The sequence below is a fragment of the Pseudomonas sp. App30 genome, assembly GCF_047947025.1.
In the GTDB taxonomy this organism is placed as follows: Bacteria; Pseudomonadota; Gammaproteobacteria; order Pseudomonadales; family Pseudomonadaceae; genus Aquipseudomonas.
This window is the reverse complement of the sequence record NZ_CP133165.1, coordinates 6,597,847-6,614,676: the sequence shown is the minus strand read 5'-3', so window position 1 is coordinate 6,614,676 and position 16,830 is coordinate 6,597,847. Positions and strand designations below refer to the sequence as shown.

General features: G+C 66.1%; 14 protein-coding genes. 11 read left to right on the top strand and 3 right to left on the bottom strand.

What is annotated here, in order from left to right; genetic code table 11:
• Positions 1 to 3: 3 nt before the first annotated feature.
• Positions 4 to 513 (bottom strand): isopentenyl-diphosphate Delta-isomerase, encoded by a 510-nt coding sequence (idi, locus tag RAM80_RS30475; RefSeq protein ID WP_416424082.1) that lies wholly within the window; start codon positions 511 to 513, stop codon positions 4 to 6.
• A 375-nt stretch (positions 514 to 888) separates the two neighbouring features.
• Here idi and lldD point away from each other — a divergent pair, with 375 nt between their 5' ends.
• Positions 889 to 2,043 (top strand): FMN-dependent L-lactate dehydrogenase LldD, encoded by a 1,155-nt coding sequence (gene lldD, locus RAM80_RS30470; protein ID WP_416424081.1) that lies wholly within the window; start codon positions 889 to 891, stop codon positions 2,041 to 2,043.
• A gap of 78 nt (positions 2,044 to 2,121) precedes the next feature.
• On the opposite strand, the gene RAM80_RS30465 is transcribed toward lldD, so the two are convergent.
• Complete coding sequence (locus tag RAM80_RS30465; RefSeq protein WP_416424080.1) at positions 2,122 to 3,018, bottom strand: LysR substrate-binding domain-containing protein; 897 nt, start codon at positions 3,016 to 3,018, stop codon at positions 2,122 to 2,124.
• A gap of 105 nt (positions 3,019 to 3,123) precedes the next feature.
• Between RAM80_RS30465 and RAM80_RS30460 the strand changes: the two genes are divergently transcribed.
• The 10 genes from RAM80_RS30460 to RAM80_RS30415 all read left to right on the top strand — a co-directional run bounded on the left by RAM80_RS30460 (position 3,124) and on the right by RAM80_RS30415 (position 16,086).
• A complete protein-coding gene (locus tag RAM80_RS30460; protein WP_416424079.1) occupies positions 3,124 to 3,912 on the top strand; it encodes a 2OG-Fe(II) oxygenase in 789 nt (262 codons plus the stop codon).
• Between the two features lie 78 nt (positions 3,913 to 3,990).
• A complete protein-coding gene (locus tag RAM80_RS30455) occupies positions 3,991 to 4,848 on the top strand; it encodes a transporter substrate-binding domain-containing protein (protein ID WP_416424078.1) in 858 nt (285 codons plus the stop codon).
• Positions 4,849 to 4,944: 96 nt separating this feature from the next.
• Positions 4,945 to 6,663: a ubiquinone-dependent pyruvate dehydrogenase gene (gene poxB / locus RAM80_RS30450; RefSeq protein WP_416424077.1), complete on the top strand. Its 1,719-nt coding sequence runs from the start codon at positions 4,945 to 4,947 to the stop codon at positions 6,661 to 6,663.
• A 234-nt stretch (positions 6,664 to 6,897) separates the two neighbouring features.
• Complete coding sequence (locus RAM80_RS30445) at positions 6,898 to 8,172, top strand: sugar MFS transporter (RefSeq protein WP_416424076.1); 1,275 nt, start codon at positions 6,898 to 6,900, stop codon at positions 8,170 to 8,172.
• A 273-nt stretch (positions 8,173 to 8,445) separates the two neighbouring features.
• Positions 8,446 to 8,820, top strand: coding sequence for a MarR family winged helix-turn-helix transcriptional regulator (locus RAM80_RS30440; protein ID WP_416424075.1), 375 nt, complete (start codon positions 8,446 to 8,448; stop codon positions 8,818 to 8,820).
• Positions 8,821 to 9,140: 320 nt separating this feature from the next.
• A complete protein-coding gene (locus RAM80_RS30435; RefSeq protein WP_416424074.1) occupies positions 9,141 to 9,419 on the top strand; it encodes a DUF3077 domain-containing protein in 279 nt (92 codons plus the stop codon).
• Between the two features lie 370 nt (positions 9,420 to 9,789).
• A complete protein-coding gene (locus RAM80_RS30430) occupies positions 9,790 to 10,014 on the top strand; it encodes a hypothetical protein (RefSeq protein ID WP_416424073.1) in 225 nt (74 codons plus the stop codon).
• 97 nt (positions 10,015 to 10,111) lie between these two features.
• Positions 10,112 to 12,511 (top strand): DUF3772 domain-containing protein, encoded by a 2,400-nt coding sequence (locus RAM80_RS30425; protein WP_416424072.1) that lies wholly within the window; start codon positions 10,112 to 10,114, stop codon positions 12,509 to 12,511.
• 894 nt (positions 12,512 to 13,405) lie between these two features.
• Positions 13,406 to 14,524, top strand: coding sequence for an HlyD family secretion protein (locus tag RAM80_RS30420; RefSeq protein WP_416424071.1), 1,119 nt, complete (start codon positions 13,406 to 13,408; stop codon positions 14,522 to 14,524).
• The gene (locus tag RAM80_RS30415) at positions 14,521 to 16,086 is read left to right on the top strand and encodes a DHA2 family efflux MFS transporter permease subunit (RefSeq protein ID WP_416424070.1); all 1,566 of its coding nucleotides are present in this window, start codon (positions 14,521 to 14,523) and stop codon (positions 16,084 to 16,086) included. The genes RAM80_RS30420 and RAM80_RS30415 overlap by 4 nt, the downstream gene beginning before the upstream one ends.
• A gap of 121 nt (positions 16,087 to 16,207) precedes the next feature.
• Here the strand turns inward: RAM80_RS30415 and RAM80_RS30410 are convergent, their stop codons facing one another.
• On the bottom strand, positions 16,208 to 16,765 hold the full coding sequence (locus RAM80_RS30410) for a YceI family protein (RefSeq protein WP_416424069.1): 558 nt from the start codon (positions 16,763 to 16,765) through the stop codon (positions 16,208 to 16,210).
• Positions 16,766 to 16,830 lie beyond the last annotated feature (65 nt).

The window sequence follows — 16,830 nt, the reverse complement described above, 5'->3', positions numbered from 1 at the left end:
GGCCTACCAGCGGTACGGAAAGCGGCCGTTGCTGCGCTTGATGGCGTTGCCGCGCCAGCGCAGGTACAGGCCCCGCACCAGAATGGCTTCCAGCTGCGCAACCATCCACGGGCTGTACAGGAACGGCGTGGCGCTGGCGCTGCTGAGCACGGTCTCGGCCTTCACCCATTGCCACTCCATGACCTCGTCAGGCGCTGGCAGCGGTGCATCGCGGGTCACCGCACGGAACACCTCGACGCCTGCGCATGCAGGGTCCGCCGGCTGGCTGAAGTCGTCCATCAACAGCTCCACCTGCTCCACGGCAATGCCCAGCTCGCAGGCCGACCTGCGCAGCAGCGCCTGGTCCAGCGCCTCGCCTGGCTGGGCGTGGCCATGCAGCGAGTTGCTCCACACCCCCGGCCACACGCGCTTGCCCAACGCGCGGCGGGTAATCAGTACCCTGCCCTGGGCATCGAAGATGTAGCAGGAAAAGGCCTTGGCAACTTGCGGTGTGTGGAGGGCGTGCGTGGGCATAAGAACTTCGCGTAATCGGACAAGCCTGCACGATGAACGCAAATGAATGGGCAATCCATTCACTAAAGGGTGCATCATTGATAAGCCCCCGCTTATGAATCCCGTAGCAGCTGCCGCCAGGCGGCGTCCGGGGCCCTGCGGTGTTGCCATGACGCGGCCTGCGGCCGCTGCTACGGGAACGCGTGTACATGGTCGCGATGCAGACGACGCGGTTTCAAGGCGTTGCTGCTACGGACTGTGGGAGCTGGCTTGCCAGCGAGCTGTTGAGGCCTTGAAAACTCGCTGGCAAGCCAGCTCCCACAAAGACAGTTGCTGCTACAGTGGTGCGACGTGCATGGCCTGCGCATTGCGCCCTCAAGGAGAACCCCTTCGCTCATGATTATTTCGGCTGCCACCGACTACCGCGCTGCGGCGCAAGCCAAACTGCCGCCTTTCCTGTTCCATTACCTCGACGGCGGCGCCTACGCCGAGCATACCCTGCGGCGCAACGTCGACGACCTGGCCGACATCGCCCTGCGCCAGCGGGTGCTGCGCAATATGGCCGAGCTGAGCCTGGAGACCCAGTTGTTCGGCGAGACCTTGAGCCTGCCAGCGGCGCTGGCGCCCATCGGCCTGTGCGGCATGTTCGCCCGGCGCGGTGAGGTGCAGGCGGCGAAGGCGGCCGATGCCAAGGGCATTCCGTTCACGCTGTCGACGGTGTCGGTGTGCCCCATCGAAGAAGTGGCGCCGGCCATCAAGCGGCCCATGTGGTTCCAGCTGTACGTGCTCAAGGACCGCGGCTTCATGAAGAATGCCCTGGAGCGCGCCCGGGCCGCGGGGGTTACCACGCTGGTGTTCACCGTCGACATGCCGGTGCCCGGCGCGCGGTATCGCGACGCGCACTCGGGCATGAGCGGCCCCAACGCGCCGCTGCGGCGCATGCTGCAGGCGGTCACCCACCCGGCCTGGGCCTGGGACGTGGGCTTGCTGGGCCGGCCCCACGACCTGGGCAATATCTCCACCTACCGCGGCCACCCCACCGGCCTTGCCGACTACATCGGCTGGCTGGGCAGCAACTTCGACCCGTCGATTTCCTGGAAGGACCTGGAGTGGATTCGTGACTACTGGCAGGGGCCGATGGTGATCAAGGGCATCCTCGACCCCCAGGACGCCCGCGACGCGGTGACGTTCGGCGCCGATGGCATCGTGGTGTCCAACCACGGCGGTCGCCAACTGGACGGTGTGCTGTCCAGCGCCCGCGCGCTGCCGGCGATTGCCGATGCGGTGAAGGGCGAGCTGGCGATACTGGCGGACTCGGGGGTGCGCAACGGGCTGGACATCGTGCGGATGATTGCCCTGGGGGCCGACACGGTGTTGCTGGGCCGCGCGTTCATCTATGCGCTGGCCGTCGCCGGCGGTGCCGGCGTGAGCAACCTGCTCGACCTGATCGAAAAGGAAATGCGCGTAGCCATGGTGCTGACCGGCGCGAAGTCGATCAAGGAAATCACCCGCGAGTCGTTGGCCGCCACCGCCTTCGCCGCCGCCCCGTAGCAGCGGCCGCAGGCCGCGCCATCGGCGACGCGTTGGACCTGACACGCCCCGTGGTGAGGACGCCGCCTGCGGCAGCTGCTACAGGGGGTGTTTGAGCAGGGCCAGCATGCGTTCGACGTCGGCGCGCTGCTCCTTGCCGCCGGGCACGAACGCGCAATACGGGTGCCCCAACTGCAACGACGCCGTGGACAGGGCAATCAACCGCCCCGCCTCCAGGTCCGGCGCGGCCAGGGCCTGCTGCCCCAGCGCAATGCCTATGCCCAGCCGCGCCAGGGTCACCGACAGGCTCGACAGCCCCGACCGCCGCCCCAGCGCCGGGTCTGGCGAGTGCTGCACCTGCCGCGCTGCGAACCAGTCGCTCCACGTAGGGTGCGAGGCGTAATTGGCGCCCCACTGGGTGTGGATGAACAGGCTGGGGGGCAACTGACCCAGGTCGAACTGCGGGTTGCCGTGGCGGTACCACAGCTCTGGCGTGCACACCGGCACCACCTGGTCGTGAAACAACGGTACCGCCTTGCACGCCGGATAATGGTAGTCGCCGTAGCTGACGCGAATATCCACGTCATGCCGGGCCAGGTCCACCGGGTCGTCCTCCACGCGCACGTCCACCGACAGCTGCGGGTACACCTCCAGCAGCCGCGCCAGGCGCGGGGCCAGCCAACCCTCGGCGAGGGAAAACGGCACGCTGACAATCAACCGCGTGCGCACCTCGCCCTCCAGGGTGCGCAGGGTCATGCTGGCGATTTCGCCCAGGGCCCGGGCGGTCTGCGGGTACACCGCAAGGCCGGCATCGGTCAGCGCCAGGCGGTTGCCGCTGCGGGTGAACAGCTTCTTGCCGAAGTAATCCTCCAGGTGGCGGACCTGCAGGCTCACGGCCGCCGCCGACACCCCCAGCTCGCTGCCAGCCAGCACAAAGCTGCCCAGCCGGGCAGCCACTTCAAAGGTACGCAGGGCATTCAGCGGTGGCAGGCGCATGGGGCTTTCCCTCCAGTTTTTCTGCGGGAAGCCTAACAATTTCTGCCGTTGTTGCTAAGTTTTTCTCGGGTTACGGTGGCTCCATCGTCAAACGCGAGGTCCATCATGAGCAGCATCATTGATCTTCAGCGCTACCCCCTGCACCAGCCCGGCAGCGACGCCTGGCACAAACTGGTCAACGAGTCCCGCGCGCAGTTGCAGCAGCACGGCATGTTCAGCCTGGAAGGCTTCATTCGCAGCGACGCGGTGCGCGATGCCGCCCAGCAGATCCAGCCGGTGATGGACCGTGAATCCCACACCCACAGCCGCACCCACAACATCTACTTCAAGCCGAGCATCGATGGCCTGCCCGCCGACCACCCGGCCCTGCGCCAGGTGGAAACCGTCAGCCACACCCTGTGCGCCGACCAGCTGCGCGACAGCCTGGTCAGCGAAGTGTACGAGTACGCACCACTGGTAGCTTTCCTGGCGGCAGTGATGGACAAGCCCCACCTGTACCTGATGGCCGACCCGCTGGCCCGGGTCAACGTGATGAGCTACCGCCATGGCGAAACCCTGAACTGGCATTTCGACCGCTCCGAATTCACCACCACGCTGATGCTGCAATCGCCCGCCGAAGGCGGCGAGTTCCAGTACCGCACCGACCTGCGCAGCGCCGATGACCCCAACTACGCCGGCGTCGCCGAACTGCTGGAAGGCCGCGACCCGCAAGTGCAGACCCTGGCCCTGCAGGCCGGCACCCTCAACGTGTTCCGCGGCAAGCACACCGCGCACCGCGTGACCCCGGTGGGCGGCGACCGCGAGCGCATGGTGGCGGTGTTCTCCTATTACGAAACCCCCGGCGTGCTGTTCAGCCCCGAGGAACAACTGGGCTTCTACGGCCGCACCGCCTGAGCCCAGCGCGTTAGCACAATAACAACAGCGTCAGCACCTTTTGCCCCTGCCGAACCACTCGAACTTCTGGGGAAACACATGAACGCGATCAGCCGTAACACCCGTACCCTTGTCACCTGCTGCCTGCTCGGCAGCGCCCTGCTAACCACGGCCATGGCCAACGCCAAGGAATGGATCCAGGTGCGCGTCGCCACCGAGGGCGCCTACGAGCCCTGGAACACCACCCTGCCCAGCGGCGAAATTGCCGGCTTCGAACCCGAGCTGCTGAGCAACCTCTGCGCCCGCGTGCAGCTGGACTGCAAACTGCAGGCCCAGGACTGGGACGGCATGATCGCCGGCCTCAACACCGGCAAGTTCGACATGCTGATGGACGCCATCGTCATCACCCCGGAGCGCCAGGCCATCGTCGACTTCTCCCGCCCCTACGCCGCCACCCAGGGCGTGTTCGTCAGCGCCACCCCGGCGCTGATCGCCAGCGCCCCCAGCGACACCGTGGTCAAGCTGGACGGTGACGCCGCCCACGACCGGCCGACCATCGAGGCGCTGAAAGCCCTGGTGAAAGGCAAGACCATCGGCATCCAGTCAGGCACCGCCTACACCGATTTCATCGAGAAGAACTTCGCCGACGTCGCCACCGTGCGCGTCTACAAGAAGTCCGGCGAGCACATGATGGACCTCAACGCCGGGCGCATCGACTTCGCCTTCGATGACGTGACCTTCTTCGCCTCGGCGCTGCAGAACCCCGACAACCAAGCGGTGCACATGGTTGGCCCGAAGATCGGCGGCGCCATCTGGGGGCCCGGTGAGGCGCTGGCCTTCCGCAAGAGCGACGGCGACCTGAAGGCGCGCCTGGATGCGGCGCTGACAGAAGCCCTGGCCGACGGCACGGTGCAGAAACTCTCGCAGAAATGGTTCAAGGCCGACGTCGCGCCCTGAACCCGCTTCATGGCAATTTCTTAATAATTGCCCCGGAACACCCGCGGCGCTGCGCACTCAGACTCAGGAACCTACTTGAATCCAGGAGTGCGCAGCATGCCCACCGCAGCCGATTACATGGTCAACACCCTCAAGCAAGCCGGCGTCCAGCGCGTCTACGGCGTGGTGGGCGATTCGCTCAACGGCTTCACCGACGCCCTGCGGCGCCTGGGCGGGCTGGACTGGGTGCACATGCGCAACGAGGAGGCCGGCGCGTTCGCCGCCGGTGCCGAGGCGCACCTGACCGGCGAGCTGGCGGTGTGCGCCGGCAGTTGCGGCCCGGGCAACCTGCACCTGATCAACGGCCTGTTCGACTGCCACCGCAGCGGCGTGCCGGTGCTGGCCATTGCCGCGCACATCCCCAGCAGCGAAATCGGCATCGACTACTTCCAGGCCACCCATCCCGAAAGCCTGTTCAAGGACTGCAGCCATTACGTGGAGCTGGTATCGCGCCCCGAGCAACTGCCGCAGATCATGGAGCGGGCCATGCGCGTAGCGGTCAGCCGTCGTGGCGTAGCGGTGGTGGTGATCCCCGGCGATGTGGCCCTGGCCGCACTGGACGCGCCGGTAAGCCAGTGGCTGGCGCCCAAGCCGCCCGTGGTAGTGCCCCAGGCAGCGGAAATAGACCAACTGGTCCATTTACTGCAATCGGGCCAGCGCATCACCCTGCTGTGCGGCGCCGGTTGCGCCGGCGCCCACGCCGAAGTGGTGGCCCTGGCCCGCCAGCTGAAGGCGCCCATCGTGCACGCGCTGCGCGGCAAGGAGCACCTGGAATATGACAATCCTTATGACGTGGGCATGACCGGGCTGATCGGCTTCGCGTCAGGCTTCAAGGCCATGAAGGCCTGCGACACCCTGCTGATCCTGGGCAGCAACTTCCCCTACCGGCAGTTCTTCCCCGAGCACGCGCGCATCGCCCAGATCGACCTGCAGCCCGAAGCCCTGGGCAACCGCTGCCCGCTGGCCCTGGGCATGATCGGCGACGTCAAGCACACCTTGCAGCAGCTACTGCCGCGCCTGCCCGAACGCACCGACTCGGCGCACCTGGACCAGGCCCTGGCCGACTACGCCAAGGCCCGCAAGGAGCTCGACGGCCTGGCCGAAAGCGGCCCCGGCAGCAGCACCATTCACCCGCAATACCTCAGCCGCCTGGTCAGCGAAATGGCCGCCGAGGACGCCATCTTCACCTGCGACGTGGGCACCCCCACTGCCTGGGCCGCGCGCTACCTGAAAATGAACGGCAAGCGCCGCCTGGTCGGCTCGTTCAACCACGGTTCCATGGCCAACGCCATGCTTCAGGCCATCGGCGCCCAGGCCACCTACCCGGGGCGCCAGGTGGTGTCGATGTCCGGCGACGGCGGTTTCAGCATGATGATGGGCGACTTCCTCACCCTCAGCCAAGCCAACCTGCCGGTGAAGGTGATCGTGCTCAACAACGGCACCCTGGGCTTCGTCGAGATGGAGATGAAGGCCAGCGGTCTGCCGGACGTGGGCTGTGAACTGAAGAACCCCGACTTCGCCGCCTTTGCCCAAAGCATGGGCATCAAGGGCATCCGCGTGGAACGGCCACAGGACCTGGAAGGCGCCCTGGCCAATGCTTTCGCCCATGACGGGCCGGTGTTGGTGGACGTGGTCAGCGAGCGCCAGGAGCTGATCATCCCACCCGAAATCACCGCCGCCAACGTCAAGGGGTTCGGTCTGTTCATGCTGCGCGCGGTGCTGGATGGGCGGGCCAAGGAATTGGTAAACCTGGCAAAGACCAACTGGTTGCGCTGAAGAAATCCATCGTTTATCCGGGCCAGCGCAGCCTTCGGCAGCGGCTACGGCGCTGCGCCCGCCTTCCTTCTTTGCACGCAAGTGCCTGTTTTCATGACCATTCGGTTGAATTTCGACACCACAATAGTATTATCCGCGGCCCCTACACTGGCTGATTCACCATGACCTTCCCCTGCAACGTCGCTCCGGCGTACTTCCATTCCTCCAAGCATAAATAAGACCGAGAGCCATTTCATGACCGGCACTGCCACTGCCAAACCAGAGCTGAACTCCCTTGCCACCGGCAACGTCCAGCGCCTGAGTTTTTTCGTTTTCTCGCTGTTTTTCATTTTCGGCAGCATCACCAGCCTCAATGACGTGCTGATCCCGAAACTCAAGAGCCTGTTCAGCCTGACCTACGCCCAGGCCATGCTGGTGCAGTCTTCGTTCTTCCTGGCCTACGTGATTGCCTCGATTCCGGCCGGCCTGCTGCTGGCGCGGGTGGGCTACATGCGCGCCGCAGTCATCGGCCTGCTGACCATGGCGGCCGGCTGCCTGATGTTCATCCCCGCCGCCCTGGTGGGCGTGTTCGGCGCGTTCCTGGGTGCGCTGTTCGTGCTGGCCATCGGCGTGACCATCGTGCAAGTGGTGGCCAACCCGCTGATCAACCTGCTGGGCCCGACCGACACCGCCAGCAGCCGCGTCACCTTCGCCCACGCCTTCAACTCGCTGGGCACCACCGTGGCCCCGTACCTGGGCGCCATCCTGATCCTGGGCACGCTGAACGCCGTCGACCCGGCCAGCCTGTCGCCCCAGGCGCTGATCGCCTTCCTGGCCGAAGAAGCCCAGGTCATCAGCCACACCTACCTGGGCATCGCCCTGGCGCTGGTGGCCGTGGCGCTGATCGTCTGGCAGCAGCGCAAGCAGCTGCCGCCGACCATCAACCCCGAAGCCACCAACCCACTGGCAGCCCTGAGCCTGCTCAAGCGCCCGCGCTTCGCGTTCGGCGCCGCCAGCCTGTTCTTCTACGTGGGCGCGGAAGTGGCCATCGGCAGCCTGCTGACCAACTTCCTGATGCAGGACAACACCTTCGGCTTCAACGCTGAACTGGCGGGCAAGCACGTGGCCTACTACTGGGGTGGCGCCATGGTCGGCCGCTTTATCGGCGCCGCGCTGCTGCGCCGCTTCGCCCCGGGCAAGGTGCTGGCCTGCGCCGCCGCCTGCTCCATCAGCCTGATCCTGCTGGCGGCCAACAGCCACGGCGCCGTGGCCGGCTGGTCGATCCTGGCGGTGGGCCTGTTCAACTCGGTGATGTTCCCAACCCTGTTCGCGCTTGCCTGCGCCAACCTGGGTGCGCGTTCCGCCGAAGGTTCGGGGCTGATCTGCTGCGCCATCGTCGGCGGCGCCATCGTCCCGCCGCTGACCGGCCTTGTGGCCGACTTCAGCACCCTGTCGTTCTCCCTCGCGGTACCGGCGGTGTGCTACGCCGCCATCGCCGGCTACGGCTGGTACACCCGCAAGCCCGCCTGATGTAACCCCGTAGCAGCGGCCGCCGGCCGCGTCCTGCACCTGACACCCGCGTGCAGCGGACGCAGCCTGCGGCAGCTGCTACGCAATCCCTGTAGCAGCGGCCGCAGGCCGCGTCCTGCCCCCCTTGATCATTGCGCCCCCCGCAACGCTGCTTTGAGCGATCCCTCGTTAATTTCCAGTGCCAGTCGTCGTACCCTGCCGCGGCAAGTTTTCCCGTCCCGAACCACTGGCGTTACCTGCATGACATTAGCGTACCTGGATTCCTACCGGCTCATGACCCAAGCGCGTGGCACGCTTGAGCGCACGCTGAGCCAATGCCTGGCCCCCCTGGGGCTGACCCTTTCGCAGTTCACCCTGCTCGACCAGCTGGTGCAGCACAAGACCAGCGTGTCGATGCACCTGAGCCAGCAGCTGGGCATCTCGCTGTCGGGCGTGACCACCCTGGTCGACCAGCTGGAACGCAAGCAATGGCTCGAGCGCCTGCACCACCAACCCGACCGGCGCCGGATAAAACTCAGCCCCACGCCCGCCGGCAACGAGGTTCATGCCCGCGCAACCGCCCTGCTGGCGCGACTGCCCGACGAGGCTGAACGCGTTGTGCCAGGGGCTTATTTCGAAGCGTTGAACGTGATGTTGCGGGCGTTTTGAGCCGCCCCGGACCAACAGGACATTGCTGGATGGTCTGACAAAGGCAGTTTCGCATTTCCTGTAGGACGATTCTGTTTTCGCCGTGTAAGCTCCCCAACCCCATGTGCATGCTCTAACCTGCCCGCCGTTGCCACTATCGGCGACCGGGTTTGGTAGCCCAGCATGCACATGCGCATTGCGCCGTTTGACGGTGGCCGTGCGTAGGGCACATTCGTGTGCGCCGGGTCCTGTGCACCGGTCTACCAACCTGCGTACGGCCGCCACCCTTCGTTTGGTAGCGAAAGGTGCGGCCTCCATGCTGGTTTGCACAGGAATGACTCATGAACGACGATCTCGACACAGCCCCCCACTCTTTCGGCGAATGCGACGCCAATCAGCAGCCACTGTTCGCGGTGAACGGAGGCATCGTGCTGGAAGATGCCCTGATCAATATTTCGCAACTACTCAAGTACGCCGGGCAGACGACGTATGAACTCTCCGACTGTGAACTACCGCAGCGGGGGCTTCTGGGCGCGACCATTCACTGCATAGACAGCGCAAAAGCGCTGACGGATGCGTTACTGAAAGGGCTTGCGTTGAGGAATGGCGCCAGCTTATGAAGCCGCCGTAGCCGCTGCCGAAGGCTGCGCTGGCCATGAGCCACGCTGAGGATCTCCAGCGTATGTACGGACCAGCGCAGCCTGGCGGCAGCGGCTACGGGCCGCCCGCCCTGCTGCCGTAGGACCCACCGTAGGACGCTTCTGATTCTTCCCGGCCAGCTTGTGAGGGCCTGGTTGCCCCCGTAAGCTTTTCCTGTCACCTGCACCCAACCTTCGGCACCTGGGCTGCGCTGGAAGAGGATGAATCACCATGAACGGAAGCATCGACTGCAAACGGCATTTCAAGACGCCTTCAGCCGCCGTGCTCAAGCGTAGTGAACCCAACCGGGGCAACTGCCGCCCAGGTTCCAACCCGTCGGGAGGAAACGGCATGGAAAAGCGCATCGAACAACTGGAGCACACCTTGCCCGAGATTCGCGACAAGCTCACCCGCGTGGAAGGCAAGGCCGACTCGATCGAAAAACATGGCGCCACCAAGGCCGACCTCGCGGGCATGGAGTCGACGCTGATCAAGTGGCTGGTGGCCACCGCCTTCACCCTCACCGCACTGGCCAGCGCCATGACCTTCGGCATCGCGCGCATGCTCAATGGCTGAACAGGGCCAGGCCCGCCCGGCGGCCTTCACCGGGCGGGCGGTAATTTTCTGTTACTCTTCTGCGGTTTACACGCTCACCGCACAAAGAGAACCGAGAATGCAGCAAGCCAAGCTGAACCGTTGGTACGCCGGGGTGCTCACCCTGCTACTGCTTTGTACCACCTTGCCAGCCTTTGCGCAGTCCAGTGCTGCCCCGTCACAGACCGCAACCGCCCTGCCGACGCTGGCCGACGGCGCCACCCTGGAAACCCTCAACGACCAGCTCGACCTGATTCGCCAGCGGGTCACCGGCAGCGCCAACGACGACCAGCTGTCCACCCTGCGCCAAGCGGCGCTGCAGGTGCAGAAGCAGGCGGACGACCTCAACACCCAGCGCTCGGTCAGCATCGAGCACCTGGACGACCAGCTCAAGGTCATCGGCCCACTGGTGCCCGACGAGGCGCCCACCCTTACCGCCCAGCGCCAGGCCCTGACCGGCAAGCGCAACGCGCTGGTGGACGACGAGAAACAGCTGACGGCCCTGAGCCAGTCGGCCCGTGACCTGGCCACGCAGATCGTCAACCTGCGCCGCGGCCTGTTCAACTCGCAGATCAGCGCCCGTTCGGCCAGCCCGCTGAGCCCGACCTTCTGGTCTAATCTGATCCGCCCCACCGACGACGACGTGCGCCGCCTGAGCAGCCTGGCCCAGGACGTGGGCAGCGGCAGCGCCGCGGTCATGGCACCGCAGGCGCGCTGGTTCTTCCTCGGCGCACTGGTCGTGGCCGTGCTGATCTGGACCAGCGGCCGCCGCCTGCTGGAGCGCCTGCTGGCCTGGTCGATGACCCGCTTCCTGCCCGAAGGCCGCCTGCGCCGCAGCGCCCTGGCGCTGAGCGTGGGGCTGACCACCGTGCTGACCATCGGCGTCTCGGCGCAGGTGCTGCACTGGGGCATCACCGGCAACGCCGACCTCAGCGCCAACGTGGTCAACCTGCTGGACCAGATGATGACCCTGGCGATCTTCTGCGCCTTCATCGTCGGCCTGGGCCGCGCCATGCTGATGCTGCGCCGGCCTTCATGGCGCCTGCCCAACATCGCCGATGAAATCGCCAGCGCCCTGGGCCCGTTCCCGAAACTGCTGGCCCTGGCGCTGATGCTGATCGGCACCCAGGAACGCATCAACAGCGTCATCGCCAGCAGCCTGGCCCTGACCGTGGCCGTCAACGGCCTGACCGCCCTGGTAGTCTCGCTGATCGCCTTCTGGGCGCTGGTGCGCTACCACCGCAGCCACCACCAGTTCGAGGTGGAACGCCCCACCGGCTTCCCGGCGCTGCTGCCGCTGCTGCTCGGCACCTGGGTAGGCATAATCCTGCTGGCCCTGGTGACCGGCTACCTGACCCTGGCCTACTTCCTCACCGTGAAGATGCTGTGGATCAGCGTGGTGGCAACCAGCGCCTACCTGCTGATCGCCTTCTTCGGCGACCTCTGCGAAACCCTGCTGTCTCCCAAGGAACCCGGCGGCCTGGCCCTGGCCTCGGCGCTGGGCCTGTCGCAACGCCACCAGGCCCAGGTCAGCACCCTGCTGGCCGGCGTGGGCCGCACCCTGCTGCTGTTCTCCGGCATGCTGCTGGCGTTCATGCCCTCGGGCTCCAGCCCTGCCGAGATCCTCGAGAGCTTCACCCTGCTGGACCTGGGCGACAAGCCCCTGGGCGGCCTGAAAGTGCTGCCCGGCGACATCCTGCTGGCCCTGGCCCTGCTGGTCGGCGGCCTGCTGGGCATTCGCATCCTCAAGGCCTGGCTCACCGAGCGCCTGCTGCCGGAAACCACCATGGACGCCGGCATGCGCGCCTCCCTGGTGACCCTGGTGGGCTACATCGGCTACGTGCTGCTGGCGATCATGGTGATGTCCACCCTGAGTATCAGCCTCACCAACCTCACGTGGGTGGTCAGTGCCCTGTCGGTAGGTATCGGTTTCGGCCTGCAGGCGATTGTGCAGAACTTCATCTCCGGCCTGATCCTGCTCACCGAGCGCCCGGTGAAGGTAGGCGACTGGGTCAGCCTGGCCGGCGTTGAGGGCGACATTCGTCGCATCAACGTGCGCGCCACGGAAATCCAGATGTCCGACCGTTCCACGGTGATCGTGCCGAACTCGCAGTTCATCACCCAGAACGTGCGCAACGTGACCATGGGCAACGCCCTGGGCGTGGTCGGCATCACCCTGACCCTGCCGCTGGACACCGACGTGCTGAAAATCCGCGAGCTGCTGCTCAACGCGCTGAACGCCCATGAGTCGATCCTCGATGCGCCGGCGCCGTCGGTGTCGTTCAAGGACCTGACTGCCAGCGGGCTGATCATCAGCGCCAGCGGCTACGTGAACAGCCCGCGTTCGGTGTCGGGCGCGCGCAGTGACTTGCTGTTTACCATCCTTGGCCAGCTGCGAGAGATGGGCGTGGCGCTGTCTTCGCCGCAGAGCATGCTGCTGATCAACGACGAATCCAGCAAAGCCCCCCTCCCCCTGTAACAGCGCCCCCAGCCGCGCCCGGCATCCCTCGCCGGGCGCGGCACACACAGGCGCGTTGCGTACGACGCGCTTGTGATCTGCTTGTGATCTGGCTTGTGATCTTGATCTGGCTTTTGATCTTGATTGTATGCCCCGTAAAGCGCCAGGGCCGACTGGAGGCGTTGACCAGGCGGCAGCCCGCAGGGCCCTTCGGCGTAGCCGAAGGAAACGGCAACCCGCCAGCTTCTATAGCGGGGGCCGTTTGCCGCCTGGGCGACGCCGGAAGGAGGGGACCCGTAGCGCAGCGGAGGGCCCAAGCAGGGGCAAGCCCTTTTTGCTTCCTTTTTGGGGCGACTGCCAAAAAGGGAGTCGCCGTAAGGGCGAAACGGTCGGTGGTATCCCCGCGAAAATGGATATGTTCGAAATCGCCGAAGCGGGATTCGAAAGCCCTATGTATATCCAGCATTCAGGGTGATGCCACTTCACCTTTCCGGCCTTACGCCGGCTCACTTTTTGTCAAACGCCCGGTGTGCCGGCCCAGACAAAAAATAAGCAAAAAAGGCTTGCCCCTGCTTGGTCCCTACGCTTCGCTGCGGGTCCCCTCCCTCCGGCGTCGCCCAAGCGGCCGACGGCCCGGAAAAGAAGCGCCTCCGGTTCCGTCTTCTTCGGCTACGCCTCAGCCCGCTTGGCCGCCGCCTCCAGTCGGCCCTGGCGCTTTACGGGGCACACAATCAAGATCAACGGCCGCACGGGATCAAGATCAAACGCAGTTCGCGGCGTTTCCTGGGCGCGGCCGCGCCGCGCCGCGCCGCGCCGACAACCGGACCTCCCCCCGCCCTTCCATTATTAGATTCACTGTGTAATATTATGACCATAATATAAACACCATCCCCGAAAAACACGAGGCCGCCCGCCATGGACGCTCACGTCACCCCCGCGCCCGAAACCCTCACCGCCACCCCTGGCGCCAGTCGCAAGCAAGCCCTGCGCCTGGGCGTGCTGACCCTCGCCGTGCTCGGCGCCCTGGCCTACGCCGGCCACTGGTGGCTGGCCGCCCGCTTCATCGAGGACACCGACGACGCCTACGTCGGCGCCGACGTGACCGTGATCAGCGCCAAAGTGCCCGGCTACATCACCGACGTGGCGGTGCAGGACAACCAGTTCGTCAAGGCCGGCGACCTGCTGGCGCGCATCGATGTGCGCGACTACCGCACCGCCCTGGCCAAGGCCGACGGCGCCGTGGCCGCGCAGCAGGCAACGCTGGTCAACCTCGACGCCACCGAACAGCTGCAACAGGCGGTGATCAACCAGGCCCGCGCGCAGATCGACGCCGCCGACGCCGAAGCCCAGCGCGCCGGCGACGACCACGCCCGCTACCAGACCCTGGTACGCAGCCAGGCCGTGTCGGTGGAAAGCGCCCAGCGCGCCGACGCCACCTGGAAGACCGCGCGCGCCGACCGTGCCCGCGCCGAGGCCGGCCTGCAAGCCGCGCGCCGCCAACTGGACGTGATCGACAGCCAGCGCGGCCAGGCCCGCGCCGCGTTGCAGCAGGCCCAGGCCGAGCGCGACCAGGCGCAGCTGAACATCGGCTACACCGAGCTGCGCGCGCCGGTGGACGGCTACGTCGGCAACCGCCGTGCACGGGTGGGGGCCTACGCGGCCGCTGGCAGCCAGCTGATTTCGGTGGTGCCGGCCAAGGGCCTGTGGATCGACGCCAACTTCAAGGAAGACCAACTGGCGCGCATGCAGGTGGGCCAGGGCGTCAGCATCCGCGCCGATATCCTCCCAGGGCGTGTGTTCCATGGCCACATCGACAGCCTGGCGCCGGCCACGGGCGCGCAGTTCAGTGTGCTGCCGCCGGAGAACGCCACCGGCAACTTCACCAAGATCGTCCAGCGCGTGCCGGTGCGGGTGCGCCTGGACAGCAGCGACGCCGAGTTCGGCGCCCTGCGCCCCGGCCTGTCGGTGACCGCCCGGGTCGACACCCAGCAGCACGCCGGCCACGATGACGTTGCCGTGGCCAGCCGGCCATGAACAGCCCGCTGCCCACCCTCAGCACCGGCCAGAAGGTCGCCGCCTTCGCCACCATGTGCGTCGGCATGTTCATCGCCCTGATCGACATCCAGATCGTCTCCGCCTCACTCAAGGACATCGGCGGCGGCCTGTCTGCCGGCGCCGACGACACCGCCTGGGTGCAGACCGCCTACCTGATCGCCGAAATCATCGTCATCCCCATGTCCGGCTGGCTGTCACGGGTGATGAGCACGCGCTGGCTGTTCGCCGCCTCGGCGGCCGGCTTCACCCTGACCAGCCTGCTGTGCGCGCTGGCCTGGAACATCCAGAGCATGATTGCCTTCCGCGCCCTGCAGGGCTTCTTGGGTGGCTCGATGATCCCCCTGGTGTTCACCACCGCCTTCATGTATTTCACCGGCAAGCAGCGGGTGATTGCCGCCTCCACCATCGGCGCCATCGCCTCCCTGGCGCCGACCCTGGGCCCGGCGGTGGGCGGCTGGATCACCGACATCTCGTCCTGGCACTGGCTGTTCTACATCAACCTGCTGCCGGGGCTGTTCGTGACCTTCGCCGTGCCGATGCTGGTCAAGGTCGACCGCCCCAACCCCAGCCTGCTCAAGGGCGCCGACTACATCGGCATGGCGCTGATGGCGGTGTTCCTCGGCTGCCTGGAATACACCCTGGAGGAAGGCCCGCGCTGGAACTGGTTCAGCGACAGCACCATCGCCACCACCGCCTGGATCGCCGCGGTCAGCGGCGCGCTGTTCATCTGGCGCTGCCTGGAAATACGCGAGCCCATCGTCGACCTGCGCGCCCTGGGCGAGCGCAACTTCGCCCTGGGCTGCCTGTTCTCGTTCATCACCGGCATCGGTATCTTTGCCACCATCTACCTCACCCCGCTGTTCCTGGGCCGGGTGCGCGGCTACGGTTCACTGGACATCGGCTTGGCGGTGTTCTCCACCGGCATCTTCCAGCTGCTGGCGATTCCGGTGTACGCGTTGCTGGCCAACCGCATCGACCTGCGCTGGATACTGATGCTGGGGCTGTCGCTGTTCGCCCTGTCCATGTGGGATTTTTCGCCCATCACCCACGACTGGGGCGCCAAGGAACTGCTGCTGCCCCAGGCCATCCGCGGCTTTGCCCAACAGATGGCGGTGCCGCCGGTGGTCACCCTGACGCTCGGCTCCTTGGCCCCTGACCGCCTGAAACTGGCCTCGGGCCTGTTCAACCTGATGCGCAACCTGGGCGGCGCCCTCGGTATCGCCGCCTGCGCCACGGTGCTCAACGACCGCAGCAACCTGCACTTCCTGCGCCTGGCCGAGCACCTCAACACCCGCAACGAAAGCATGAACAACTGGCTCGAGCAACTCACCCTGAACGCCCAACTGCTGGGCCAGAACAGCCTCGACGCCAGCCAGACGGCCCTGCGCCAGCTGTGGGCGCTGACCTGGCGCGAGGCGCAGACCCTGACCTACGCCGACGCGTTCCTGATGATCATGGCCTGCTTCATCGTCGCCACGGCGCTGGTGCCGCTGATGCGCAAGGTGCAGCCGCCGCAACAGCCCTCGGCCGACGCCCATTGATCGCGGGGGTGCCTGGACGCAGCCTTCGGCAGCTGCTACGCGGATTGTGGGAGCTGGCTTGCCAGCGAGCTGTTGCGGCCCTGAAAACTCGCTGGCAAGCCAGCTCCCACAAAAGCAGCGGTCACAGCTGGGGGGCTACGAGGCGGAATTTGATGGCGATGTCGTCCGAGACGACCGTGTCCGCCCATTCGCCCTTGCCGATGTTGAAGTCGCTGCGCTTGAGAGTCAGCTCGCCCTCGAAGATGCCGATGCCGCCTTCGGCCTTCAGGTGAAAGGGCACGGTCACTGGGCGGGTGATGCCGCGCAGGGTGAGGTTGCCAGTGACCTGGTAACGGCTGTCGCCCAGGGCCTGGGTGGCGGTGGATTCGAAGGTGGCCTGGGGGTTGGCGGTGGTGTCGAACCAGGCCGGCTTGCGCAGTTCGGTGTTGGCGGTGTCGCTGCCGGCGTCGATGCTGGCCAGCTCGATGACCAGCCGTGAATGCGCAGCCTCGGGGTGCTCGGTGTCGAAGCTCAGGCTGCCGACGAAACGCTTGAAGGTGCCGTAGGTCCCCGAGCCCATCTGGTTGAAGGTGAAGCTCAGGGTGCTGGCGGTGGGGTTGACGTCGGTGTATTGCGCCGCCTGGATGGCAGGGGCGAGAACCAAGGCTGCCCAAAAGGTGCAACACAACAATCGTTTCATGGCACACCCCTGACGCACGGCACACCCTTCACTGTAGCCGCTGCCGACAGGCTGCGCTGGCCCTC

Coding starts and splice junctions, on each gene's coding strand:
- idi (WP_416424082.1), bottom strand. CDS start 513: ATGCCCACGCACGCCCTCCACACACCGCAAGTTGCCAAGGCCTTTTCC.
- lldD (WP_416424081.1), top strand. CDS start 889: ATGATTATTTCGGCTGCCACCGACTACCGCGCTGCGGCGCAAGCCAAA.
- RAM80_RS30465 (WP_416424080.1), bottom strand. CDS start 3,018: ATGCGCCTGCCACCGCTGAATGCCCTGCGTACCTTTGAAGTGGCTGCC.
- RAM80_RS30460 (WP_416424079.1), top strand. CDS start 3,124: ATGAGCAGCATCATTGATCTTCAGCGCTACCCCCTGCACCAGCCCGGC.
- RAM80_RS30455 (WP_416424078.1), top strand. CDS start 3,991: ATGAACGCGATCAGCCGTAACACCCGTACCCTTGTCACCTGCTGCCTG.
- poxB (WP_416424077.1), top strand. CDS start 4,945: ATGCCCACCGCAGCCGATTACATGGTCAACACCCTCAAGCAAGCCGGC.
- RAM80_RS30445 (WP_416424076.1), top strand. CDS start 6,898: ATGACCGGCACTGCCACTGCCAAACCAGAGCTGAACTCCCTTGCCACC.
- RAM80_RS30440 (WP_416424075.1), top strand. CDS start 8,446: ATGACCCAAGCGCGTGGCACGCTTGAGCGCACGCTGAGCCAATGCCTG.
- RAM80_RS30435 (WP_416424074.1), top strand. CDS start 9,141: ATGAACGACGATCTCGACACAGCCCCCCACTCTTTCGGCGAATGCGAC.
- RAM80_RS30430 (WP_416424073.1), top strand. CDS start 9,790: ATGGAAAAGCGCATCGAACAACTGGAGCACACCTTGCCCGAGATTCGC.
- RAM80_RS30425 (WP_416424072.1), top strand. CDS start 10,112: ATGCAGCAAGCCAAGCTGAACCGTTGGTACGCCGGGGTGCTCACCCTG.
- RAM80_RS30420 (WP_416424071.1), top strand. CDS start 13,406: ATGGACGCTCACGTCACCCCCGCGCCCGAAACCCTCACCGCCACCCCT.
- RAM80_RS30415 (WP_416424070.1), top strand. CDS start 14,521: ATGAACAGCCCGCTGCCCACCCTCAGCACCGGCCAGAAGGTCGCCGCC.
- RAM80_RS30410 (WP_416424069.1), bottom strand. CDS start 16,765: ATGAAACGATTGTTGTGTTGCACCTTTTGGGCAGCCTTGGTTCTCGCC.